This window comes from Caulobacter rhizosphaerae (assembly GCF_010977555.1).
Lineage (GTDB): Bacteria > Pseudomonadota > Alphaproteobacteria > Caulobacterales > Caulobacteraceae > Caulobacter > Caulobacter rhizosphaerae.
The window spans coordinates 1448235-1470572 of the sequence record NZ_CP048815.1 but is presented as its reverse complement, the minus strand read 5'-3'; the positions used below and the strand labels follow the sequence as shown (position 1 = coordinate 1470572).

Genomic DNA, 22338 nt, shown 5'->3' with positions numbered 1-22338 from the left:
GCAAGCAAAATCCGACCGGGACGCGTCTGTGAATGACCGAAACGCCAACGGCCCGGCGCGGCAAACTATGCCTCTGGAGACGGCTTCGACGGCTCCCAAAGCTCGATCTTGACCCCGGCCGGGTCGATCAGCCAGGCAAACTTCCCCATCTCCTCGTCCTGACGCCCGGTCGGCTCGACCCCTTCGGCCGCCGCCTTGGCCAGCACGCCGTCCAGGTCGTCGACGATGAAGTTGATCATGAACGGCGCCTGGGACGGTTCGAAATAGCGGGTGTCGGCGGCGAACGGCGACCAGTTGGCGAAGCCCGTCTTGAGCGACTTGAACATGACCCCGCCCCAGTCCTGCACCTCGAATCCCAGCACCCGGGCGTACCAGTCCCGCACGACGGCGGGATCCTCCGCCTTGAAGAACACCCCGCCCAACCCCAACACCTTGGCCATCCGGATCTCCCTCAGCGCCGCGCGGATGCCGCGCGTTCAATCCTCGACCCCAAGTTTGTGACCAGGCGGGACTGACATTCAAGGCCGAGCGTGGTCCTCGTCCTTCGACAAGCTCAGGATGAGGACCATTGGCAGGCCCAGCAGTCGAAAACCTCATCCTGAGCTTGTCGAAGGACGAGGTTTTCGACCTCCGGAATCCTACCCGTCCACCGGCGAGGCCAGGGCTTCGCCCTTGAAGAACCGGCGCAGGTTCTCGACAGTCAGCCCGACCATGGCCGGGATGCTGTCCAGGGTCGCGCCGGCGGTGTGAGGGGTCAGGACCGTGTGAGGCACGCCGGCCCAGCGCGAGGCCGGGGTCGGCTCGTGGTCGAACACATCCAGTCCGGCCATGCCCAGCCGGCCGTCCTTCAGCGCGGCGATCAGGGCGTCCTCGTCGACCAGCGAACCGCGGGCGATGTTGACCAGCAAACCCTGCGGCCCCAGGGCCTCGATGACCGCCTGGTTGATCATGTGGCGGTTGGTGGCGTCGGGCCGTGCGCAGACCACCAGGATGTCGCTGTCGCGGGCCAGGTCCAGCAGGCTCCTGGCGCGGGGCCGGTCGGTGTCCTTGAGACGCGGCGCCCACCACGAGACCTTCAGCTCGAAAGCTTCCAGCCGCCGGGCGACGGCCTCGCCGATGTGGCCCAGGCCGACGATGCCCGCCTTGCGGCCGCGCAGGCCATGGCGGGGGCTCATCCGCTCCATGCTGGTCCAGTGGCCGCTACGCAGCTTCTGATCGCCCTCCACGATGCCGCGCCAGGCGGCCAGCACCAGGCCCACGGCGTGGTCGGCGACGTCGGCGGCGTTGAGGCCGACCGAATGGGTGACGGCGATGCCGTGCTGCTTGCACCACGGGACGTCGACGCCGTCATAGCCGACGCTGACGCACGCGATCAGGCCCAGTCGGGGCATCTCCGACAGCAGGTCCTTGGCCAGCACCAGCTCGCCGGCGTGAACGATGGCCCGCACCTGTCGCCCCGGCCCGTCCAGGAACGCCAGGTGGTCAGGATAGTCCCACAGGCGATGCACCTGGTACGCCCCTTCGAGAAGCGGCTGCAGCGGCATCAGCATCTCGTGCGAGAGGACGATGTGGGGCTTCTCGGCGGGCGTTTGGGGCATGCTGTTCTCCATCCCGGACGACGCGCGATCCATCAGGACAACGCCTCCGCGACCTGTTCCTGAAAGATCGGGATCAGCCTCGCCAGATCAAGCTACTCCAGTTCCTGGCGAACGCTATTGGTCGCCAGGTCCCGGAATAGTGATCACCCTAGAGCGAACCGCGCGATGCAGGAATCGTGCGGTTCGCTCTAGATCTTTATTTTCGCATCGCTTTTGCGGAAAACCGGCGTCCACTTTTCCGCGCGATGCTCCAGGCCTAGTGACGGCCTTCGGCGAATTCCTCGATCATCTTGGCGCAGAAGGCCGGCAGGTCGTCGGGCTTGCGCGAGGTGACCAGCCCCTGGTCGACCACGACCTCGCGATCCACCCAGCGGGCGCCGGCGTTCTTCAGGTCGGCCTCCAGCGACGGCCACGAGGTCATCTCCCGGCCCTCCACCCCGCCGGCGTTGATCAGCGTCCAGGGCCCATGGCAGATCGCCGCCACCGGCTTCTTCTCGGTGACGAAGTGGCGGATGAAGTCGATAGCCTTGGGCTCAAGCCGCAAGGCGTCGGGGTTCATCACCCCGCCCGGTAGGACGATGGCGTCGTAGTCGGCGGGCTGGGCCGAAGCCAACTCGCGATCGACGGGCACCGCTCGGCCCTTGTCCTGGTGCTCCCAGCCCTGGATCTGGCCGGGCTTGGGCGAGACGACCTCGACCCGCGCACCCGCCGCCTTCAGCGCCTCGACCGGCTTTTCCAGCTCGGACTGCTCGAAGCCGTCGGTGGCGAGGACGGCGACCTTGCGGCCGGCGAGCTTGGAATCGGACATGGCGGGGCTCCTGAAACGAACGGCGACCAGCCAGCCAAAACCCGTCGCGCCGCCCGAGGTTCCGCCCCCTGCGGCGGCGGGTCCGTCACGCGCGAAAGGCCAAGCTGTGAACCCGTTGCCCCGCTTGCGGGTTTCTGTTGCCGACGCGCCCTGTCGGCGCGCTCAGGCCTGGAGAACACTCTCATGATGATCAGAACGCTCGCCGCCGGCGTCGCGCTGGCCGTGCTCGTCGCCGGAGCCGCTTCGGCCGCGCCCCAATCCAAGGGCTCGACCGCCGCGGCCAGTCCCAAGCAGCCGATCCCCTACAGCCAGTTGGACGCCTATCTGAAGGCCTCGCCCAAGACCCGGGCCAGCAAGGACTGGTGGAGCGGCTCGGCCTCGACCGGAACCTCGACCGACACCTCGGCCACGGCGCCCGCCACCGACACCTCGGCCACGGCCTCGACCTCGACGACCACCGACGGCTCGGTGAACCCACCGACCTCGTCGACCATGCCGTCGGACTCCTCGACCAGCATGCCGGCCACCCCGCCGACCATGCCCGACGCCTCGACCCCGGCCCCTGGTTCGAACCTCCCCGGCTCGACCACGACGCCCGGCGCGCCGACCGAACCGAAGTAGGCTTGAGCCCAAACGACGACGGGGCGGCCCTCGCAGGCCGCCCCGTTTCGCGTAAGACGATCCGTTCGCGCTATCGCGCGAACTTCTGGAACTTGATGCGCTTGGGGATCAGGCTGTCGGCGCCCAGGCGGCGCTTCTTGTCTTCCTCGTACATCTCGAAGTTGCCTTCGAACCATTCGACGTGGCTGTCGCCCTCGAAGGCCAGGATGTGGGTCGCCAGGCGGTCCAGGAACCAGCGATCGTGGCTGATGACCACGGCGCAGCCGGCGAACTCTTCCAGCGCCTCTTCCAGGGCCTGCAGGGTCTCGATGTCCAAGTCGTTGGTCGGTTCGTCGAGCAGCAGCAGGTTGCCGCCGGTGGCCAGGGTCTTGGCCAAGTGGACGCGGTTGCGCTCACCGCCCGACAGCAGGCCGACCTTCTTCTGCTGGTCGCCGCCCTTGAAGTTGAAGCTGCCGACATAGGCGCGGCTGTTGATCTCACGCTTGCCGACGATCATCACGTCGGTGCCGCCGCTGATCTCCTGCCAGATCGTCTTGTTCGGGTCGAGCGCGTCGCGCGACTGGTCGACATACGACAGCTTGACGGTCTCGCCGACCTTGACCGTGCCCTGGTCGGGCTGCTCGCGGCCGGTGATCAGCTTGAACAGGGTCGACTTGCCGGCGCCGTTCGGGCCGATCACGCCGACGATGCCGTTCGGCGGCAGCTTGAACGACAGGTCCTTGAACAGCACCTTGTCGCCGTACTCCTTCTCCAGGCCGGTGACTTCCAGCACCACGTTGCCCAGGCGCGGGCCGGGCGGGATCTGGATGTGGGCGTGGGTCTGGGCGGCGCGGGCGTTCTCCTGGGCGGCGACCATTTCCTCGTACGACGCCAGGCGGGCCTTGGACTTGGACTGGCGGGCCTTGGGCGAGCTGCGTACCCATTCCAGTTCGCGAGTCAGGGCGCGCTGGCGGGACTCGGACTCGGACTGTTCCTGGACGACGCGCTTCTGCTTCTGCTCCAGCCAGCCGGAATAGTTGCCCTCGTAGGGGATGCCCTTGCCGCGATCCAGCTCCAGGGTCCACTTGGTGACCTGGTCCAGGAAGTAGCGATCGTGGGTGACCAGGATCACGCAGCCCGGGAAGTTTTCCAGGTGGTGCTGCAGCCAGGCCACCGACTCGGCGTCCAGGTGGTTGGTCGGTTCGTCCAGCAGCATGATGTCGGGCTTGCTGAGCAGCAGGCGGGCCAGGGCGATGCGGCGCTTCTCGCCGCCCGACAGGCTTTCGATATTGGCGTCGTTGGGCGGGCAGCGCAGGGCGTCGATGGCCATCTCGACCTTGGAGTCGATGTCCCACAGGTCACGGGCGTCGATGATCTCCTGGAGCTTGGTCATCTCCTCCATGAGCTCGTCGGAATATTCCTCGCCCAGCCGGGCGGCCAGCGCGTTGTACTGATCGAAGACCTTCTTGTCCTCGCAGTCGGCGATGACGTTGCCCCAGACGTCGAGCGTCGCATCCAGCACCGGCTCCTGCGGGAGATAGCCGCGGCGGATGCCTTCGGCGGCCTTGGCCTCGCCCGAGAACTCCTTGTCGATCCCGGCCATCACCTTCAGCAGGGTCGACTTGCCCGAACCGTTGACGCCCACGACGCCGATCTTGGCGTCGGAATAGAACGACAGCCAGATGTTCTCGAAGACCTTCTTGCCGCCGGGATAGGCCTTGGTCAGGCCTTGCATCTGGAAAATATATTGCTGAGCCATGGGGGGCGTCGGCCTCTTCGGTATTCGGGATCGGGGGGTCGGGCGCTCAGATAGCCTCCGGGACGGGATTCCGCAATGTTCCCGGCGGGTTTCGGCGCGCGCCTTGCGTCCTTCGAGGCTCGCTCCGCCTCCCACCTCAGGATGAGGAAGTCAGAAACCACAAAGCTCCTCATCCTGAGGCGCCCGCGAAAGTGGGCCTCGAAGGACGCACCGTCGCTGTCACCACCCCGTCGCTGTTCCGTCGGAAACCCGACACGGAACTGTCGACGCGCTGTCGTCGAGCGCTGTTACCGCACCTCCCCAAGCCGGCGCCGCTCCCCTTGAGCGCCGGCGTGGGGATACAAGCATGAAACGACACCTGATGCTGGGCGGGGCCTTCTGCGCCTTGCTGCTGGCCGCGCCGCACCTGGCCCTGGCCGCCGAACCCGCCGCCGTCGCGGCCCCCGCCGACGCAGCCGCGGCCGACGCCAACGAAGTCGACGCCGTGATCGTGCTGGGCCAAGGCCAGAGCCGCCAGGTCCAGACCATCAGCACCACCCAGATCGAGGTCCTGGCCGCCGGTTCCAGCCCGCTGCGCGCGGTCGAGAAGCTGCCCGGCGTGAGCTTCCAGTCGGCCGACGCCTTCGGCGCCTACGAATGGTCGACCCGCGTCGCGATCCGCGGCTTCGACCAGAGCCGCCTTGGCTTCACCCTGGACGGCGTGCCCCTGGGCGACATGAGCTACGGCAACTACAACGGCCTGCACGTCAGTCGCGCCGTCATCAGCGAAGACCTGGGCAAGGTCGAACTGGCCCAGGGCGCCGGTTCGCTGTCGACCGCCTCGACCAGCAATCTGGGCGGCACGCTGCAGTTCTTCACCCGCGATCCGTCGCAGGAGTTCCACGTCCAGACCAACGCCACGGTCGGCTCGGACTCGATGTACCGGGTGTTCGGCCGGATCGACACCGGCGCCATCGAGAGCCTGGGCGGCCTGCGCGCCTACGTCTCGGCCGTCGACCAGAAGGCCGACAAGTGGAAGGGCGGCAGCGAGCAGAAGCAGCGCCAGTACGACGCCAAGGTCGTGCTGCCCCTGGGCGAGACCGGCTCGCTGACCGCGTTCTGGAACCATTCGGAGCGCCGCGAGCAGGACTACCAGGACATGTCCTTCGACATGATCAAGCGCCTGGGCCGCAACTGGGACAACTTCCAGCCTGACTGGAACAAGGCCATCGGCGTGGCCACCGTACTGAACAACCCGGCCAACTACGCCGGCGCGACGCCGATCCTGAACGGCGGCTACTGGACCGGGGTGGGGACCAACCCCTACGCCCAGTACGGCGTGGCCACCCCCGACGACGCCTACTACGCCGGCGCCGGCATCCGCGACGACGACATCTACGCCGTCACCCTGAAGCACGACCTGGGCGAGATGGTCCGCTTCGACCTGACCGGCTACGGCCACAAGAACCAGGGTCAGGGCCTGTGGTACACGCCCTACACCGTCAGCCCGGGCTATGGCGCGGCTGGGTCGACGGCCGCCCCGCTGGCGATCCGCACCACCGAGTACGACATCGACCGCAAGGGCCTGATCGGCAACCTCTATGTCGACCTGGGCAGCCATGCGATCAGCGCCGGCTTCTGGACCGAGGACAACGACTTCCACCAGGCCCGCCGGTTCTACGCCGAGACCCTGGCCGCCCCGTCGCGCGACCCGCTGGACTTCCAGTCCAACCCCTTCAAGACCTCGTGGGAGTACAAGTTCAACACCAAGACCACGACCGGCTACGTCCAGGACGTCTGGACGCTGACCGACGCCCTGAAGGTCAATTTCGGCTTCAAGGCCCTGAAGGTCGAGAACGAGGTCAAGTCGATCGTCGGCGCCGTGAACGGCAAGATCCAGTCCAAGGACAACTTCCTGCCCCAGGTCGGCGTCGTCTATGACCTGAACAATGGCGTGGAGCTGTTCGGCGGCTACACCGAGAACATGGCCGCCTACGTCTCGGCCGCCACCTCGGGCCCGTTCGCCTCGCAAAATCAGGCCGTGGTGGATTTCGTCCGCGACAACCTCAAGCCCGAAACGTCCAAGACCTTCGAGGGCGGCGTCCGCTACAAGACCGACCGCTTCCAGGGCGTGGCGGCGTTCTATCACGTCGACTTCGAGAACCGCCTGGACAGCGCCAGCACCGCCCCGCCGATCCTGGGCCTGCCGGCGGTTCTGTCGAACGTCGGCGCGGTCAAGACCAAGGGGATCGAGCTGGCCGGCCAGTATCGGATCACCGACGCCTGGTCCCTGTACGGCTCCTACGCCTACAACGACTCCACCTACGAGGACGACGTCCCGGGCGCCGGCGGCACGGTGGCCATGCACACCAAGGGCAAGGACGTTGTCTTCACGCCCAAGTCCCTGCTGAAGGCCAGCCTGGGCTACGACAAGGGCGCAGGCTTCTTCGGCAACCTCGGTGTCAGCTACACCAGCTCGCGCTGGTACACGTTCGAGAACGACGGCGGCAAGGTCGACGGCTTCACCGTCGCGGACCTGACCGTCGGCTACCGCTTCGCCGGCGAAACCAGCGCCTGGCTGCGCGGCCTGGAGGTGCAGGCCAACATCACCAACCTGACCGACGAGGACTACATCTCGACGGTGGGCTCGGGCGGCGCGTCCAAGGCCGACCCGGGCGGCACGGCCATGACCCTGCTGCCGGGCGCCCCGCGCCAGGCCTATGTGACGGTCCGCAAGCGGTTCTAGGACCGGCGGGGACACGCCTTTGCGGCGTGTCCCCGATCGCGACGCCAGCTTTCCCGTGTCCGGACACGATTTCCGGGCTGTCCCGACACGGCTTTTCTGGTCTTTCGCCGCGCGCCGGAGCGTCGTCGGAACATGACCGACACCTCCTCCCCCGCCCCGTCCATGGCCGCCCTCGGCCACGAGATCATCGACATCGTCCGCACCGTCGGCGTCGCCCTGGCGATCGCACTGGCCCTGCGGGTCGTTCTCTTTCAGCCCTTCACCATCCCGTCGTCCTCGATGGAGCCCGGTCTCGTCACCGGCGACTACATCGTCGTCTCCAAGCTGGCGTATGGCTGGAGCCGCGCCTCGCTTCCCCTGAACCCGCCGCTGTTCGAAGGACGTCTGCTGGGCCGCGCGGCCCAGCGGGGAGACGTGGTGGTGTTTCGATTGCCGCGCGATCCGGCCCAGACCTGGATCAAGCGCGTGATCGGCCTGCCCGGCGACCGGGTCCAGGTCCGCGAGGGCCAGGTCTTCGTCAACAGCCGGGCGATCCCCCAGGCTCCGCTGGGCGTCATCTGGGACCACGACGCGCCGGACCGGCGGGTTCTGGCGATCGGGGAGCACACGCCCGACGGCCGCGCCTACGTCACCTACGATGGCGGCCCCGGGCAGCCGGGCGACGACACCGACGTCTATGTCGTGCCGCCCGGTCAGTACTTCGTGATGGGCGACAACCGCGACAACTCGCTGGATAGCCGCTGGCCGCGCGAGCTGGGCGTCGGGCTGCTGCCCGCCGAGAATCTGGTCGGCAAGGCTGGGTTCGTGCTGGCCTCATGGCGACCGGGCGCGTCGATCCTCAAGCCCTGGACGTGGCTGGACCTGCAGCCCGACCGCTTCCTGAAGCCCATCCGCTAGGCGAGGACACACCCTCGCGGCGGGTCCCAGTCAGCGTCGGCTGAATTCCTCGAAGCTCAATGCGCCATCGTGATTGGCGTCCAGGCGGTCGAAGGCCGCGTGGGCCGCGAGCGGCCGGGCCAGGGAGGGAGCGGCGACCGCGCCGACGGCCAGGCCCGCCAAGGCGGCGGCCAGGACACGCCAGACCAGGTTCGAGCGGCTCGGACTGCCCGTCGGGCCGTCCAGCTCCTGGTCGATAAAGACGCGGACCGCCTCGCTGGCGGTGCGGCGCGTCTCGCGGCATCGCGCCATGAAGGCGACCTTGGTCTCGTGCGGCAGACGGACCTCGAGCATGTCGCTCTTCTTGGGCGGCTTGCCAGGGTTCATGGCCATCCTCTCGATGATGCCTCAAAAGGCTAGCATCTTTGCCGACGCGCAAAAAGAAAGCCCGGCCAAAAGACCGGGCTGAAAGTTATTAGGGAGGAAACGCCCAGGAAGGGCAGAGGCGCTCGGCGCCTCACGGGCTCCTGTTAGCGCTAACAGATGCGTCATGGCAAGCGTTTCCTGCCGGACGCGGCGAGCTGACGCACTCTTCACCCCTTCGGGCGGGCCCGAACTTCCCTGCTGACAACGGCCACGCTGGCCTCTAGCGTCCCGCGCCATGATCAGACCCTCGCTCCTGGCCATCACGGCCTGCCTCGCCCTGTCATCGCCGGTCCTGGCGGAAAAACTCACCCCCGAACGGATCTTCGCCGACCCCGCCCTGAACGGTCCCACGGCCAAGGGCGTGGCCCTGTCGCCGGACGGCAAGCGGGTCACCTATCTGAAGGGCAAGGCCGAGGCGGCCAACGTCCAGGACCTGTGGGCCGCCGATGTGAAGGGCGGCGAGCCCTACCGCCTGATCGACTCCGCGGCCCTGTCGTCGGGCGGCAAGGAACTGTCGGAGGCCGAGAAGGCTCGCCGCGAACGGGCCCGCGTCTCGGCCCGCGGCATCGTCGAATACAGCTGGGACGAGGAAGGCCGCTTCATCCTGGTGCCGCTGGACGGCGACCTCTATCTGGACAGCGTCGCCGACGGCAAGGTCACCCGCCTGACCGAGACCCCTGGCGACGAGGTCGACGCCAAGGTCTCGCCCAAGGGCGGCTTCGTCTCCTATGTCCGCGACCAGAACCTCTACATCAAGCCCGTGGCTGGCGGCCCGGAGAAGGCCCTGACCACGCAGGGCAAGGACGCCCTGTCGTTCGGCACGGCCGAGTTCGTCGCCCAGGAGGAGATGGACCGTTTCACCGGCTATTGGTGGAACCCGGGCGAGACCAGCATCGCCTACACCCGGGTCGACGAAAGCGGCGTCGACGTGATCCCCCGCGCCGACATCGGTCCGGGCGGCGCCACCGTGGTCGAGCAGCGCTATCCGCGCGCCGGCCGCCCCAACGCCGTGGTCGACCTGTTCGTCCAGGACCTGGCCACCGGCAAGGTCGTCCAGATCGACCTGGGCCCCAACAAGGACATCTATGTCGCCCGCGTCGACTGGTCCGCCGACGGCAATACCCTGTACGTCCAGCGCCAGACCCGCGACCAGAAGACCCTCGAGCTGATCGCCTACGACCCGGCTTCGGGCCCTGGCCAGATGGTTGGGGGCAAGACGATCGTCACCGACACCGACGCCCACTGGATCGAGCTGTCGGACGACTTCCATCCGCTGAAGGATGGAAGCTTCCTGTGGTCGTCGGAAAAGTCGGGCTACAAGCACCTCTACCGCTACGCCGCCGACGGCAAGCTGATCGCCCAGGTCACGACCGGCGACTGGCCGGTCGCCGACCTGGAAGGCGTCGACGAGGCCCGCAAGGTGGCGATCTTCTCAGCCTCGATCGACACCCCGCTGGAGCGTCGAATTTACGAGGTCTCCTATGCCAAGCCGGCCACGCCGAAGGCCTTGACGCCGGCCGGCGGCTGGTGGACCGCCAAGGTGGCCGAGACGGGCGGCGCCTTCACCGCCGGCTACAGCGATCCGAAGACCCCGCCGCAGATGGCGCTGTATGACGCCACGGGCAAGCGCGTGCGCTGGATCGAGGAGAACCGGCTGGCCCAGGGGCACCCGTACTGGCCCTACGCCGCCACCCTGCCCGCCCCCGAGTTCGGCACGCTGACGGCGGCCAACGGCGAGGCGCTGCACTACGAGATCCTCAAGCCGGTCGGCTTCGATCCGGCCAAAAAGTACCCGGCCATCGTCTCGGTCTATGGCGGCCCGCACGCCCAGACCGTCAGCCGCTCCTGGCAGAAGGTCGGCGAGCGGCCCTATCTCGAGGATGGCTACGTCATCTTCAAGCTGGACAACCGCGGCAGCGCCAACCGCTCGGCCAAGTTCAAGCGCGCCTTGGATCGCCGCATGGGCACGGTCGAGGTCGAGGACCAGTTGGTCGGCGCCAAGTTCCTGGCCGGCCTGCCCTATGTCGACGCCGACAAGCTGGGCGTGATGGGCTGGTCGTACGGCGGCTTCATGACCCTGATGCTGATGACCGCGCCAGACACGCCGTTCAAGGCCGGGGCCGCAGGCGCGCCGCCGACCGAGTGGGGCCTCTACGACACTCACTATACCGAGCAGTTCATGGGCAAGCCGGACGAGAACAAGGACGGCTACGCCCAGTCGGACGTGCTCAACCGCCTGAAAAACCTCAAGCCCAACAGCCTCCTGCTGCTGCACGGCATGGCCGACGACAACGTCATCTTCGAGAACAGCACCCGCCTGATCGCGGCCATGCAGAAGAACGCCATCCCGTTCGAGATGATGCTCTATCCGGGCGAGCGCCACAGCGCGCCCGGCAGCAAGACCAAGGGCCTGCACGTGCTCAAAACGCATCTGGCGTTCTTCGATCGCCAGTTGAAAGGCCAGTGACGAGGCCGGGGACAGGCCCATGCGCCTGTCCCCGATCGCGCCCTAGACTTCCAGCCTCTCCAGCACGAAGCCGGCCCGCGCGACGACGTCGGTCTTCGGCAGGATCGAGACCGTATAGCCAAGCCGTCGGTAGGCCGACAGCAACCGCTCGTACTCGGCCTTAGCCGCCTCGAAGCCGTGCGGCCGCTCGGGATCGTTGACATAGATCTTCGGCCATGGCGGGGCCAGGAACACGCGCCGATGGTAGCGATGGGCCCGGCCCAGCGGCTCCAGCACGGCCTCGCCGGTCGCATGCTCCAGGGCCGCGGCGGCGTCGACCAGGCCGCGATCGAAGAACACCCAACCCGTCAGGCCTTGGGCGGTCGTGCGATCCGCCAGCGCCACCGCCACGGCCCGTCGCGCGAAGGCCGCTGCGTCGATCCAGGGCAAGGCCGCGCCGCCGCCGGCCAGCGCTTCCCGCACGATCCGCCGGCCGGGCTCCTCGACCCCGGCGTGGCCGCGCCGCTGTAGTTCGGTCAACAGGGTTGACTTGCCGCCGCCGGAGCAGCCAGAGAGCACGACGAAACGGTTCAGGGTCAACCTCCTGTCGGGTTGTGATCCGCTCCCCGGTACGGAAGGCAGACAACCGGGCAGGACTAGGAGACAGCCGCCGGCAAGGTGGCCGGCTGGGTCGTCCTCACCCGGAACATCCGCGCCTCCCGCGCCACGTCGTACAGGCGGTGGATGACGAAGACCTCCGGCTGCGCCGTGCGCAAGGCTTCCTCGGCGAGGGTCAGATGGAAGGGCGTGGCCGGACCGCCGGTGGTGGTCTTCACGGCTATGCGGCGGGGCGCGCCCGTGCGGCTGAAGCTGACTAGGTCGCACCCCTCGTCGGCGGGCGGCAGGGCCAGGCGGACCTGGGCGGCGAGGTCCGGGCGGCCGCGTTCCTCCAGCCGGCGCTGCTCGTGGACCAGGGCCGCGGCGAGACCGATCCGGGCCAGGATCCGGGCCCCGTGATCGCGGACGGCGGGGTCGAACTTGGCGACCAGCCGTTGGGCGCGCTCGCTGGACGGGGCATGACGGGCCAGCGACGGGGCGCCTTCGGCCAGGATCGGGGCGCCGGCCTGGCCCAGCAGGGCCAGCGGCTGGGCCAGGTCCTTGAGGACGCCCGGCCGCGCGCTCAAGCAGCGGTCGATCGCGTCGACCAGGCCGTCGCCGAAGTCCCAGCGCGGCGGATGATCGTTCAGGGTCGGCAGGCCGATCAGGGTCAGCACCGCCGAGATCTCACCCTGCAGAAAGGTGATCGCTCCACCCGATCGGTTGGTGACGAACCGCAAGGCGCGCTGGTGGTTGGCCGGATCGTAGGCGCGGCCGGACATCGTCTTGTCGAGCATGACCAGATAGTCGCCGACCACCAGGTCCTGTTCGGCCTCGTTCCAGGTCCTGCCGTTGATCGCCGAGTCGCCCACGCGGCGACGATGCCTCAAGCGGAGCCGTGACGCCAGGACCGGCTCAGCCGCCCAGGCGGTCCAGCCAGGCCAGGAACTGGCCGGCCCAGGCCGCTTCCGGCGCGTCGGGCGGCGAGCGCAGGGCAAAGCCGTGGCCGCCGGTCGGATATTCATGCACCTCGGCTTGGCCGCCCGCCGCACGGATCGCCGCCGCGCCTTCGCGAGCGTTGGCGATCGGGACCTTGGGATCATCGGCGGCATGAAAGATGAAGGCCTGGGTCGGGACGGTGAAGCCGTGGAACGGTGTCCATTCCGGCCCCCGGGGCTTGGGCGTGGTCAGCCAGACGTAGCCCAGGCCGATGAAATCGGGCAGCACTGGCCGGCCGTCCAGGGCGTCGACCGGCGGATAGAGCGGCGCGGCGCCCCGTGAGGCCAAGGCCGCCGCCAGGGTCGCGCCGGCGGAGAAGCCCAAGGCTCCAGTCCGAGACGCCCCGACCTTGGCCTTCAGCAGTCGCAAGGCGCGCTGGGCGTCCTGCAGCGGCGCGTCGACGCCTGCGGACCAGCGGTCGGTCGGCAGGCGGTAAAGCAGCACGCCGGCCGCGATCCCCTGCCCCGCCAGCCAGCGGGCGACGTCGTGGCCTTCCTTGTCGATCACCACCTTGTTGAACCCGCCGCCCGGCAACACCAGCACGGCGAACTTCGGCGGCAGGGCGCCGACGGGCCGATAGATCGTCAGGGTCGGGCGGGTGACGCCCACGATGCTGTAATCGACGCGGCCGTCCGGCCAGTTGTAGGGCACGCGCCGCTCGGCGGCCTTCACCGCCTCGCCGCCGGGGGCTGCGCCGGGCCACAGGGCGATGGTCTCGCCCGGAAGATCGGCCTCCGTCGCCGGGCCGGCGCCGCCCAGCATCAACAGGGGCCCCGCGGCCAGCAGGCCTCGCCGGTTCACACCCAGACCCATCACAATCTCCCCCGCACACCGGCCTCATGGCATGACCCAAGGTTGAGACAGATCGACACCCGTGGCAACGGCCCTCGGCTGCGCGCCGGCCGGGACGCGCGGTCGGCGATCGTGCTAGAAACCGCCCATGACCGACAAGACCGACGACCTTCCCGACATTCCCGGCGAAACCCCGATCCAGCGCGCCCTGCGCCTGAAGAAGGCCGCGCTCGCCGCCAAGCCGCAGCCGCCGCGCGGCGGCCGCTTCCAGCGCGAGCAAGCCGCCGCCGCCGCCTCGAGCAGCAAGAGCAAGCCCTGGATGACGCGCTAGATCGCGTTCACCTCAAGCGGCGCCTTGAGAACGCCGCGCTTTGACCACACGTTGATCGCCATGCGCGCTCTCCTCCTCGCCCTGCTCGCCAGCCTCGCGGCCGGCCCCGTGCTGGCTCAGGCGACCAGGCCGCCGGCCGAGACGCCGACGCCGGTCTCGCCCGTGACGGTCATGCCGCCGACCCAGAAGCCCAAGGTGGTCGCCACCTGGCCCGCCAACGGCGAGGCGATCGCCCCGGGCGTGCTGGTGCTGAAGGTGGTGTTCGACCAGCAGATGACGCCCCGCGACTTCGCCTACGGCCTGGGAGCGGGCGGCGACAAGCTGAACTGCCTGAAGACGCCGCGCCTGCTGAACGACAACAAGACCTTCGTCCTGCTGTGCACGACCCTGCCGGGCGAGACCTACGCCGTCGCCCTGAACCCCGATGCGCCCGGCGGCCCAGCCTTCAGCAACGTCGCCGAAAATCGCGCCGAGCCCGGCGCGCTGACCTTCACCACCGGAACCGGCGAGCCGGTCACCAAGCTGCGGGACGCCATCAAGGCTGCGGGCCTGGGCGACCTGGACATGCCCGTCGAGGAAGCGCCGGACGCCGCGCAGTCAGGCGCCAAGACGGCGCCCTGACGAAAAAACCTTGGGGGAGAGCCGGCCGAATTCGTGCGTCGGGACACCCCGGCCGGCTCTCGGCCTGCGGTCGGACCCGCCCCGTCGGAAAAAGGCGGCCCGGCGGTCGGAAGGAATCGGGGGGAGGACACCTCGACACCCGCAGGCGCGCCCAGGTTGCAACATCCTGGCGCCCCGCCGCCATCAGGTAAAACCCTAGGACGCGATTTTTTCAGCCGCGATCGGGCCACAGCGGGATGACCCGGTGTTCCTCGTCGGAATCGAGGAGCAGCCGTACGGTCAGGCCAAGGCCGCCGGACTCATAGACCAGCTTCGCGCCGAGCTGCCGCGTCAGGCCGCGCACCACCCGAAAGCCCAGACCGCCGTCGGTGTGAGGGTCGAACGTCTCGCTCAGTCCCACGCCATCGTCGGTCACCTCGACCACCAGGCCGCTGCCGACCGAACGGCAGGACACCTGAATCCGGCCCGCCACGCCCGAGGGGTGGGCGTATTTCAGGGCGTTCGTCACTAGCTCGCTGACGATCAGGGCGACCGGCGTGGCCTGATCGGCCCGCACCATGCAGCCGCCCGAATCCCTGTGAGTGATGATGGTGTCGCCGGCGAAGCTGACGGTCTCCATAAGGCTGGTGCACAGCTTGGCCAGGAAACGGCCAAGGTCGATGCCGTCCTCGTCTTCGCCGGGCGCGCCCGACAGCAGGCGATGCAGTTCGCCGACGGTCTCGATCCGGGCGGCCACCTCCTCCATCGCGATGCAGGCCTCGCGAGCCGACAGCGGTTGGCCCGCCTTGTGCAGCCGGGTCGCCTGCAAGCGGGTGTACCCCGCGATCAGGGCCAGGTTGTTGGCGATGCGATGCTGGGCTTCGCTAAGCCGGTCATCAGACCCGACATGGCGAACGACCGCATCGCCGAAGTCTCGGCGTTCGACGTCCATGGCTCGGGGGCTTTCAGTAAGGCGGCAGGACATTCCGTCACCTCACTTGAGCACAATCCAGATAGAAAAGCGACCATTTAATTAGACAAGGAATCATACTTCTATCTCACATGAGGCACAGGTCGCGTCGTGTCGGGAACTCGACTTACAACTAACTTATATAAGGACCTTTAATCACTTGGAGTATGCTGAGCGCACACAGCCTATCGCGCTAAATGAGTAAGTGGCGTATTTTTGGCCAAGTGCGGTCTTTACGTGTCCCTGGAACCCGATGGCGGCGCTCGCGCGTTAGCTCTACCGGACAAGAAGGAGAGCCGCCCCTTTCCCGGGGGCCGAGACCCCATGAACGACCTGACTCGACCCGAACGCCTGCAGATCATGCTCACGCAGGAAGAGCTCGCCGCGCTGGACGACTGGCGCTTCGCACGCCGCATGCCCAGCCGCGCCGCCGCAGTTCGCGAACTGCTCAAGCGCGGCCTGGAGGTCGACGGCGTCCAACTGGCCGACGGCAAGATGCGCTCGCGGGACTTCGGCGTGGTCGAGAGCCCCCTGCGCTCGAACGGCTCCAGCGCCGACGGCGAAGGCTGATCCCGGCGCCGGAGTTCGCTGACCAGACCCTTGATGCCGACAGTCGCCAGGCGCCATGACTTCGCCGTGGTGACGCGCTTGAACCTGGTCCTGGGCCAAGGTTAAGGTCCGATGCTGTTTCCCTAACTTCAGAGACCTCCTCATGCGCAAGATCGTGATCCTCGCCACCGTGGCCGCCGCCCTGATGGTTTCGGCCTGCAACACCGTCGCCGGCGTTGGTCAGGACGTGTCGGCCGCCGGCCGGGCCGTGACCAACACCGCCAAGGACGCCAAATAGTCGCAGGATCGAGGGTTGCGGACTCCAGGCGACCGGAGTCCGCGAACCCCGACATAGTTAAGCTAGGCCGCGGCGCAGTGCCGCTCGCGGCGGGTTTTTCCAGAACGCACGGCGACTTACCCACAGGACGCCGTAATAGGTGTGGTTAACCGGCTCCAGTAACGACATTTCTATTGCTCGCCTTTCGGGCGAATTCTTCAGTCGACAGCCGTTCATCTCAACGAAATCTGATTCAAAATGGCGCATGCGACCGTGCGCCCCCTTTCACTGGCCGCGCCGTGGAGTCATATCGACGCCCATGAACGAGCAGATCTCTTCCTGCCCGCCTCCGGTCAGCATGCTGACCGGCATGAAGCGCGGCGTCCGCCACCGCTGTCCCAACTGCGGTGAGGGGCGGCTGTACACGCGTTACCTGAAGGTCGATCTCGACTGCGAGGTCTGCGGCCATGACCTGGCGCGCTATCCGGCCGACGACGGCCCGGCCTATTTCACGATCCTGATTATCGGGCACCTGGTCGTCGCCCCGCTGCTGCTGTTCCCGTTCATCTGGAAGATGTCGCCCGCGTTGGTGGTGCCGCTGACGGTGCTGCCGCTGGCCGCCCTGACCCTGCTGCTGCTGCCTCGCGTCAAGGGCGCGGTGATCGGCGCCCTGTGGGCCGTGGGCCTGCGCAAGGCCGAGGACTGCCCGGGCGGTTAGGACGCGCCCGAGCGGCGTTTCGGAACCTCTGCCGAGCTTCTTGCATTCCCTCCGCCTGAACCCCGGCGCGCGGGGCGCTTGGATGCAACGGAGACGGACATGCTCGGCACGATCCTCATCATCATCCTGATCCTGGCCCTGATCGGCGCCCTGCCGACCTGGGGTCACAGCCGTTCGTGGGGCTACTACCCCTCCGGCGGCCTGGGTCTGATCCTGATCATCATCATCATCCTGGTCCTGCTCGGCAGGATCTAGCGCCCCCCGGGGTCGCGCTGGGGGACACGCGCTCGCGTGCGCCCCCGGCCACGCCGACGCCCTTCCCCCGGCGACCCATGTTCGCCTAAGGTCCCTCCCCAATGACACAGGGGGCGACATGACCGACACCGCCGCGGCGACGCCGCCAGAGACGGTCGCGCCCTTGAGCGCCTGGCGCCGGACGCGGGCCATCCTCGGCGGATCGGCCGGCAACCTGGTCGAATGGTACGACTGGTTCGCCTACGCGGCCTTCTCGATCTATTTCGCCAAGGTCTTTTTCCCCAAGGGCGACCAGACCGCCCAGCTGATGCAGACCGCCGCCATCTTCGCCGTCGGCTTCGGGGCGCGCCCCGTCGGGGCCTGGCTGATGGGCCTCTACGCCGATCACAAGGGCCGCAAGGCCGGCCTGACCCTGGCGGTGGGCCTGATGTGCGTCGGCTCGCTGATCATCGCCCTGTGCCCCGGCCACGCGAAGATCGGCGACGCCGCGCCGATGATCCTGCTGCTGGCCCGCCTGCTGCAGGGCCTGTCGGTCGGCGGCGAGTACGGGGCCAGCGCCACCTATATGAGCGAGATGGCCGGGCGGAAGCGGCGCGGCTTCTGGTCCAGCTTCCAGTACGTGACCCTGATCATGGGCCAACTGGTGGCCGCCCTGGTGCTGGTGATCCTGCAAAACAGCCTGAGCAAGGCCGACCTGGCCGAGTGGGGCTGGCGCATCCCGTTCTTCGTCGGCGCGGCCCTGGCCGTGGTGGTGTTCTGGATCCGCACCGGCATCGAGGAAAGCGCGTCGCACCAGAACGCCGGCGCCCGCGACCCGATCAGCCGTCGGCAGGTCGTCTGGGTAGTCGGGCTGCTGGTGGCCACCGTGGCGTCCATGATCTGGGGCTTCACCGACACGCCAGCCGCGACGAGGTCGCAGTACGTCGCGGTCGTTCTGCTGGTCGCCACCTATGTCGCCCTTGCCGCGCCCCTGGTCTTGCGTCATCCGGGGCAGACCCTGGCGATCATCGGCCTGACCGCCGCCGGTTCCTTGGCCTTCTACGCCTACACCACCTACATGCTGAAGTTCCTGGTCAACACGGCCGGTTTCGACAAGGCCACGGCCGGAGGTATCAACCTGGCCACCCTGGCCGGCTTCATGCTGATCCAGCCGCTGTTCGGCTGGGCCTCGGACAAGGTCGGCCGCAAGACCATGCTGGTCTTCGCCTTCGGGCTCGGAGCCCTGATCGCTTGGCCGGTGTTCAGCCTGACCGCCAAGGCGACCAGCCCCGTCGTCGCCTTCGGCCTGATCTTCGCGGCCCTGTTCGTGCAGTCGGGCTACACCGCCATCAGCGCGGTGGTGAAGGCCGAGCTGTTCCCGGCCCATGTCCGCGCCCTGGGCGTTGCCCTGCCCTACGCCATCGGCAACGCCGCGTTCGGCGGCACGGCTGAATATGTCGCCCTGTGGTTCAAGCACGAGGGCATGGAAAGCGGCTTCTACCTCTATGTGTCGGCGATCATGGCCGTGGGCCTGACCGTGTCGCTGCTGCTTCGCGACACGGGCAAGACCAGCCTGATTCTCGAGGACTGACACCGCCCTTTCGCCGACTCCCGTTCCGGACTTAAGTTCGCCTCATGCATGCTTCGCTTTCCCACGCCCTGTCCAAGCAGTTCCTGGCCCTGCCCGTCATCGACCTTCTGGTCCTGGCGTTTTTCCTGTTCTGCTGGCTGTTCTACGAGCCGATGCTCAAGCGGCTGGGCCGGGAGCGGAACGTCATCAACACCGACATGACGGTGATCCGCCGCCGGTGGATGGCCGAGATGGCGGTGCGCGAGATCGCCCTGCTGGACGGCCAGCTGCTGGGCCATGCGCTGAACTCGGCCTCGTTCTTCGCATCGAGCAACCTGATCCTGATCGCCGCGGCGGCCGGCGTGCTGTTCGGCGGCGACAGCGCGCTCAAGAGCATCGAAGGCCTGGCCGTGCTGGCCCCCGCCTCGACCCTGGTGTTCCAGATCAAGCTGGGCGTGGTGCTGGTGGCCCTGGCGCGGGGCCTGCTCGACTTCATCTGGTCGATCCGCCAGATGAACTACTGCCTGGCCGCCATCGGCGCGACGCCGATGTGGTCGCCGCGCGCGGTGCTGGACGAATATGCCGAGGCCACCGGCGCGATCCTCAACCCCGCCCTGTCGGCGTTCAACGCCGGGGTGCGCGGCTACTATTTCGCCCTGGCCGCCGCGGCCTGGCTGCTCGGGCCCGTCGCCTTCGCCGTGGCGACTGGCGGGGCGATGGCGCTGCTGCTCTGGCGCCAGCGCCGCAGCCCCGCCTCGGCCGCGGTGCGCAAGGTCCGGCAGATCCTGGAGCGCCAGCCCGTGGTGATGGGCCCGCACCTGACCAAGACCAACGGCGAGCAGGTTTAGGCCGGAAGCCTACAGCCCCAACTCCGCCTTCACTTTTCGGGTCAGCTTGGCGGCGATCAGGCCGTGCGCCGTCTTCAGCCAGTCGGTGACCTCGTCGGCGTCCTGGGCGGCCAGGTCGGCGAAGTGCAGCCATTTGGCGCGGGCCAGATAGGGCGCAGGCGTGGCGCGGCCCATCTCGCTCAGCACTTCGAACGCCACGTCCGAGGCCTTCAGCGAAAAGCCGTTGCGCCCGACCGCCCCGCCCAGCACGGCGAACATCTTGCCGCCCACCTTGTAGACCTGGTCGTCGCCCCACTGGATGGTCATGGTCGCGCCCGGCAGGGCCATGGCTGCGGCGTCGAAAGCCTTGGGGGTCATGCTTGCCATTCGATATAGTCGACGCCGCAGAACCGCTCGATCCAGACCGAGAAACTGTCGGCCACGACGCGCAGGTCACCGTCATCGTGGTTCCAGAACCAGATCGGCGCCCGGCCCGGCCGGCCGGCGCGCCCGTCCCTGACGTCGAAACAGAAGAGATTGCCCGAGCAATCGTCGGCGAACGCGACGAGGTGACCAGGCAGGCCGCCTTCGCGCCAAGCTTGGGTCTGCTCGACAATGAGGTCCGGCTCAAAGAAATCGCTGACGTCGGATATATCCGCCTCGGTCTCGACGATGCTGTGCAGCAGGGCGATGGTCATCCAAGGCAGACCATGAGCCAAAATCGCCGCGCGATAATCCTGCGGAAACACGAAGTCGAGCCGGGCTTCCACCGCGTCGAGATCGGCGTGCTGGACCTTCGTCGGCGGATGGTCGCCGATCGTCCACTTGTCGATGAACAGTTCGAGAGACACGTGCGCTCCGCCCCTAAGCCTCGAGCCCGATTCCGATCGGACACACCGCGCCCGTACCACCGACGCCGCAATAGCCCTCGGGGTTCTTGGCCAGGTACTGCTGGTGATAGTCCTCGGCGAAGTAGAACGGTCCGGCCGCACCGATCTCGGTGGTGATGGTTCCCAGCCCCTGGGCGTTCAGGGCCTGCTGGTAGGCCTCCTTGCTTGCCACCGCCGCGGCGGCCTGGGCGTCGGAGGTCACATAGATTCCCGAGCGGTACTGCATGCCGATATCGCCGCCCTGGCGCATCCCCTGGGTCGGGTCGTGATTCTCCCAGAAGGTCTTGAGCAGGGTCTCGTAGGTAACGACGCGCGGGTCGAACACGACCTGCACCACCTCGGTATGACCCGTGCGGCCGGTGCAGACCTCCTCATAGGTCGGATTCGGGGTGACCCCGGCCGCATAGCCGACGGCGGTCACATGCACGCCCGGGATCTTCCAGAACACCTGCTCCACGCCCCAGAAGCAGCCCATGGCCAGCACCGCGATCTCCATGCCGTCGGGATAAGGTCCCTTCAGCGCATGGCCGTTGACGAAGTGGGTTCGGGCGGTCGGGATCGCCGCCGCCCGTCCCGGCAGGGCGGTGTCGACGGTCGGCATGTCGAGGATCTTGGGCGCGGAGACCATGGCGAATCCCGGGATCGAAACGGAAGTCTCGATCCTAAGGCGTTCGCGATCGCGTTTCACCTCGCATGGCCGCTTGCCCCCGCAATCGTCCTGAGTATATTGCGCCCCTTCCTGCGTCGGGGGCCTCAACCGCCTTCCGCATCTGGTGCGCATGGTGAGGTGGCCGAGTGGTTGAAGGCGCACGCCTGGAACGCGTGTATAGGGGAAACTCTATCGAGGGTTCGAATCCCTCTCTCACCGCCACCGCCCTCTCCCCAAATTTGACATCAGGGCCCCGCGTCCCTATCTGACGCTCACCGAGCGCGATCCGATCGCGCCGGACGCCTGACCACAGGCTTCCAGTCTCCAGGCTCGCGCTCAGCGCCAGACGCTTGGAGCCAGACGGAAAATCCCCGCCATGCCCTTTCCGGATCGGCCGTAAGAGACGGCCAGCGTCGCTCTAGGCCACGCACAATCCTGACCAGGGAACGCGGCTTCATTCCCCGAAGCTCACGGTCTTCATGAAACGCCTGCGCCCCACGGCGCGCGTTCGCCGAGCCCACACAGGGTCCCGCGCTCAGAAAGCGCCGGCCAGGGCTCAAGACACATCCAGAAAGACTCTACGACCATGTTTTCCACCCAAACCCAATCCACCCAAGCCCTGCCCGCGGTCTATGTGACCGAGGCCGACTTCGAGATCCTTTCCAACCTGGCCGACGCCGCGGCGGGCCGCGCGCCCGGCGGCCGCGTCCTGGCCCGCGAAATGGCCCGCGCCGTGATCGTCGAGCCCGGCGAAGCCCCTCGCCCCTTCGTGCGCATCGGCTCGCGCGTCGCGTTCCAGGACCTGTCCAACGACCAGACCCGCATCGTCCATGTCAGCCTCCCCCGCGACGCCAGCATCGACGAAGGCCGCATCTCGGTGCTCAGCCCGGTGGGCGCGGCCCTGATCGGCCTGACCGCCGGCGAGGCCTTCCACTGGACCGACCCCGAAGGCCGCGCGCGCGGCGTCCGCGTGCTGGCTGTCCAGGACTAGGCGCAGGACCGACATCCAGCCCCTTGGGCGCGAAACCTCATCCTTCGACAAGCTCAGGATCAGGTTTCCACCGCGCCACGGCCCGCACAATGGTCCTCATCCCGAG

Annotated in this window: 25 protein-coding genes and 1 tRNA gene; 14 read left to right on the top strand and 12 right to left on the bottom strand. The window is 67.8% G+C overall.

Annotation, left to right across the window (positions count from 1 at the left end; genetic code table 11):
- Positions 1-65: 65 nt before the first annotated feature.
- The 3 genes from G3M57_RS06860 to G3M57_RS06850 all read right to left on the bottom strand — a co-directional run bounded on the left by G3M57_RS06860 (position 66) and on the right by G3M57_RS06850 (position 2406).
- Positions 66-440 (bottom strand): VOC family protein, encoded by a 375-nt coding sequence (locus G3M57_RS06860; protein ID WP_056761943.1) that lies wholly within the window; start codon positions 438-440, stop codon positions 66-68.
- A 198-nt stretch (positions 441-638) separates the two neighbouring features.
- Complete coding sequence (locus G3M57_RS06855; protein ID WP_056761946.1) at positions 639-1598, bottom strand: 2-hydroxyacid dehydrogenase; 960 nt, start codon at positions 1596-1598, stop codon at positions 639-641.
- 256 nt (positions 1599-1854) lie between these two features.
- Complete coding sequence (locus G3M57_RS06850) at positions 1855-2406, bottom strand: type 1 glutamine amidotransferase domain-containing protein (RefSeq protein WP_163229612.1); 552 nt, start codon at positions 2404-2406, stop codon at positions 1855-1857.
- A 183-nt stretch (positions 2407-2589) separates the two neighbouring features.
- Here G3M57_RS06850 and G3M57_RS06845 point away from each other — a divergent pair, with 183 nt between their 5' ends.
- Complete coding sequence (locus tag G3M57_RS06845) at positions 2590-3027, top strand: hypothetical protein (RefSeq protein ID WP_163229610.1); 438 nt, start codon at positions 2590-2592, stop codon at positions 3025-3027.
- A gap of 70 nt (positions 3028-3097) precedes the next feature.
- Here the strand turns inward: G3M57_RS06845 and ettA are convergent, their stop codons facing one another.
- On the bottom strand, positions 3098-4765 hold the full coding sequence (gene ettA / locus G3M57_RS06840) for an energy-dependent translational throttle protein EttA (RefSeq protein WP_163229608.1): 1668 nt from the start codon (positions 4763-4765) through the stop codon (positions 3098-3100).
- Between the two features lie 346 nt (positions 4766-5111).
- On the opposite strand from ettA, the gene G3M57_RS06835 reads away from it, so the two are divergent.
- Together G3M57_RS06835 and lepB are read left to right on the top strand one after the other, a co-directional pair.
- Positions 5112-7490: a TonB-dependent receptor gene (locus G3M57_RS06835; RefSeq protein WP_163229606.1), complete on the top strand. Its 2379-nt coding sequence runs from the start codon at positions 5112-5114 to the stop codon at positions 7488-7490.
- 132 nt (positions 7491-7622) lie between these two features.
- Complete coding sequence (gene lepB, locus G3M57_RS06830) at positions 7623-8387, top strand: signal peptidase I (RefSeq protein WP_163229604.1); 765 nt, start codon at positions 7623-7625, stop codon at positions 8385-8387.
- 30 nt (positions 8388-8417) lie between these two features.
- On the opposite strand, the gene G3M57_RS06825 is transcribed toward lepB, so the two are convergent.
- Positions 8418-8753, bottom strand: a complete 336-nt coding sequence (locus G3M57_RS06825; protein ID WP_163229602.1) for an EF-hand domain-containing protein — start codon at positions 8751-8753, stop codon at positions 8418-8420.
- A 274-nt stretch (positions 8754-9027) separates the two neighbouring features.
- Here G3M57_RS06825 and G3M57_RS06820 point away from each other — a divergent pair, with 274 nt between their 5' ends.
- Positions 9028-11259 (top strand): S9 family peptidase, encoded by a 2232-nt coding sequence (locus tag G3M57_RS06820; protein WP_163229600.1) that lies wholly within the window; start codon positions 9028-9030, stop codon positions 11257-11259.
- A gap of 42 nt (positions 11260-11301) precedes the next feature.
- Here G3M57_RS06820 and G3M57_RS06815 read toward each other — a convergent pair whose 3' ends face one another.
- The 3 genes from G3M57_RS06815 to G3M57_RS06805 all read right to left on the bottom strand — a co-directional run bounded on the left by G3M57_RS06815 (position 11302) and on the right by G3M57_RS06805 (position 13647).
- Positions 11302-11817: an AAA family ATPase gene (locus G3M57_RS06815; protein ID WP_208789682.1), complete on the bottom strand. Its 516-nt coding sequence runs from the start codon at positions 11815-11817 to the stop codon at positions 11302-11304.
- 77 nt (positions 11818-11894) lie between these two features.
- The gene (locus G3M57_RS06810; RefSeq protein WP_163229598.1) at positions 11895-12707 is read right to left on the bottom strand and encodes a DUF3883 domain-containing protein; all 813 of its coding nucleotides are present in this window, start codon (positions 12705-12707) and stop codon (positions 11895-11897) included.
- A 43-nt stretch (positions 12708-12750) separates the two neighbouring features.
- Positions 12751-13647: an alpha/beta hydrolase gene (locus G3M57_RS06805; RefSeq protein WP_163229596.1), complete on the bottom strand. Its 897-nt coding sequence runs from the start codon at positions 13645-13647 to the stop codon at positions 12751-12753.
- Positions 13648-13774: 127 nt separating this feature from the next.
- Between G3M57_RS06805 and G3M57_RS06800 the strand changes: the two genes are divergently transcribed.
- Both G3M57_RS06800 and G3M57_RS06795 read left to right on the top strand, forming a co-directional pair.
- Positions 13775-13957 carry a hypothetical protein gene (locus tag G3M57_RS06800; protein ID WP_163229594.1) on the top strand — a complete coding sequence of 61 codons (183 nt, stop codon included), beginning with the start codon at positions 13775-13777 and terminating at the stop codon, positions 13955-13957.
- A 60-nt stretch (positions 13958-14017) separates the two neighbouring features.
- Positions 14018-14578, top strand: a complete 561-nt coding sequence (locus tag G3M57_RS06795) for a hypothetical protein (RefSeq protein ID WP_163229592.1) — start codon at positions 14018-14020, stop codon at positions 14576-14578.
- 211 nt (positions 14579-14789) lie between these two features.
- Here G3M57_RS06795 and G3M57_RS06790 read toward each other — a convergent pair whose 3' ends face one another.
- On the bottom strand, positions 14790-15509 hold the full coding sequence (locus G3M57_RS06790) for a sensor histidine kinase (protein ID WP_163229590.1): 720 nt from the start codon (positions 15507-15509) through the stop codon (positions 14790-14792).
- 342 nt (positions 15510-15851) lie between these two features.
- On the opposite strand from G3M57_RS06790, the gene G3M57_RS06785 reads away from it, so the two are divergent.
- The 6 genes from G3M57_RS06785 (at position 15852) to G3M57_RS06760 (ending at position 19723) form a co-directional block, all read left to right on the top strand.
- Entirely contained in the window at positions 15852-16097 is a 246-nt protein-coding gene (locus G3M57_RS06785; protein ID WP_056761964.1) for a hypothetical protein, read from the top strand.
- Positions 16098-16239: 142 nt separating this feature from the next.
- The gene (locus G3M57_RS06780) at positions 16240-16374 is read left to right on the top strand and encodes an entericidin A/B family lipoprotein (RefSeq protein WP_018061959.1); all 135 of its coding nucleotides are present in this window, start codon (positions 16240-16242) and stop codon (positions 16372-16374) included.
- Between the two features lie 298 nt (positions 16375-16672).
- Positions 16673-17071 (top strand): DUF983 domain-containing protein, encoded by a 399-nt coding sequence (locus G3M57_RS06775; protein WP_056761966.1) that lies wholly within the window; start codon positions 16673-16675, stop codon positions 17069-17071.
- Between the two features lie 99 nt (positions 17072-17170).
- Positions 17171-17326 carry a DUF3309 family protein gene (locus G3M57_RS06770; RefSeq protein ID WP_082564766.1) on the top strand — a complete coding sequence of 52 codons (156 nt, stop codon included), beginning with the start codon at positions 17171-17173 and terminating at the stop codon, positions 17324-17326.
- Positions 17327-17444: 118 nt separating this feature from the next.
- The gene (locus tag G3M57_RS06765) at positions 17445-18896 is read left to right on the top strand and encodes an MFS transporter (RefSeq protein WP_163229588.1); all 1452 of its coding nucleotides are present in this window, start codon (positions 17445-17447) and stop codon (positions 18894-18896) included.
- Positions 18897-18940: 44 nt separating this feature from the next.
- Positions 18941-19723, top strand: a complete 783-nt coding sequence (locus G3M57_RS06760; RefSeq protein ID WP_369800333.1) for a DUF599 domain-containing protein — start codon at positions 18941-18943, stop codon at positions 19721-19723.
- 9 nt (positions 19724-19732) lie between these two features.
- Here the strand turns inward: G3M57_RS06760 and G3M57_RS06755 are convergent, their stop codons facing one another.
- From G3M57_RS06755 to msrA, 3 genes are read right to left on the bottom strand one after another with little or no spacing between them, the layout of a single operon-like run.
- Entirely contained in the window at positions 19733-20080 is a 348-nt protein-coding gene (locus tag G3M57_RS06755) for an MmcQ/YjbR family DNA-binding protein (RefSeq protein WP_056761968.1), read from the bottom strand.
- Positions 20077-20553 (bottom strand): SMI1/KNR4 family protein, encoded by a 477-nt coding sequence (locus tag G3M57_RS06750; protein ID WP_056761969.1) that lies wholly within the window; start codon positions 20551-20553, stop codon positions 20077-20079. Before G3M57_RS06750 ends, G3M57_RS06755 begins: the two co-directional genes overlap by 4 nt.
- A 13-nt stretch (positions 20554-20566) precedes the next feature.
- Positions 20567-21220 carry a peptide-methionine (S)-S-oxide reductase MsrA gene (gene msrA, locus G3M57_RS06745; protein WP_163229586.1) on the bottom strand — a complete coding sequence of 218 codons (654 nt, stop codon included), beginning with the start codon at positions 21218-21220 and terminating at the stop codon, positions 20567-20569.
- 153 nt (positions 21221-21373) lie between these two features.
- Between msrA and G3M57_RS06740 the strand changes: the two genes are divergently transcribed.
- Together G3M57_RS06740 and G3M57_RS06735 are read left to right on the top strand one after the other, a co-directional pair.
- A tRNA-Ser gene (locus G3M57_RS06740) sits at positions 21374-21463 on the top strand.
- Between the two features lie 364 nt (positions 21464-21827).
- Positions 21828-22232, top strand: a complete 405-nt coding sequence (locus G3M57_RS06735) for a GreA/GreB family elongation factor (RefSeq protein WP_163229584.1) — start codon at positions 21828-21830, stop codon at positions 22230-22232.
- Positions 22233-22338 lie beyond the last annotated feature (106 nt).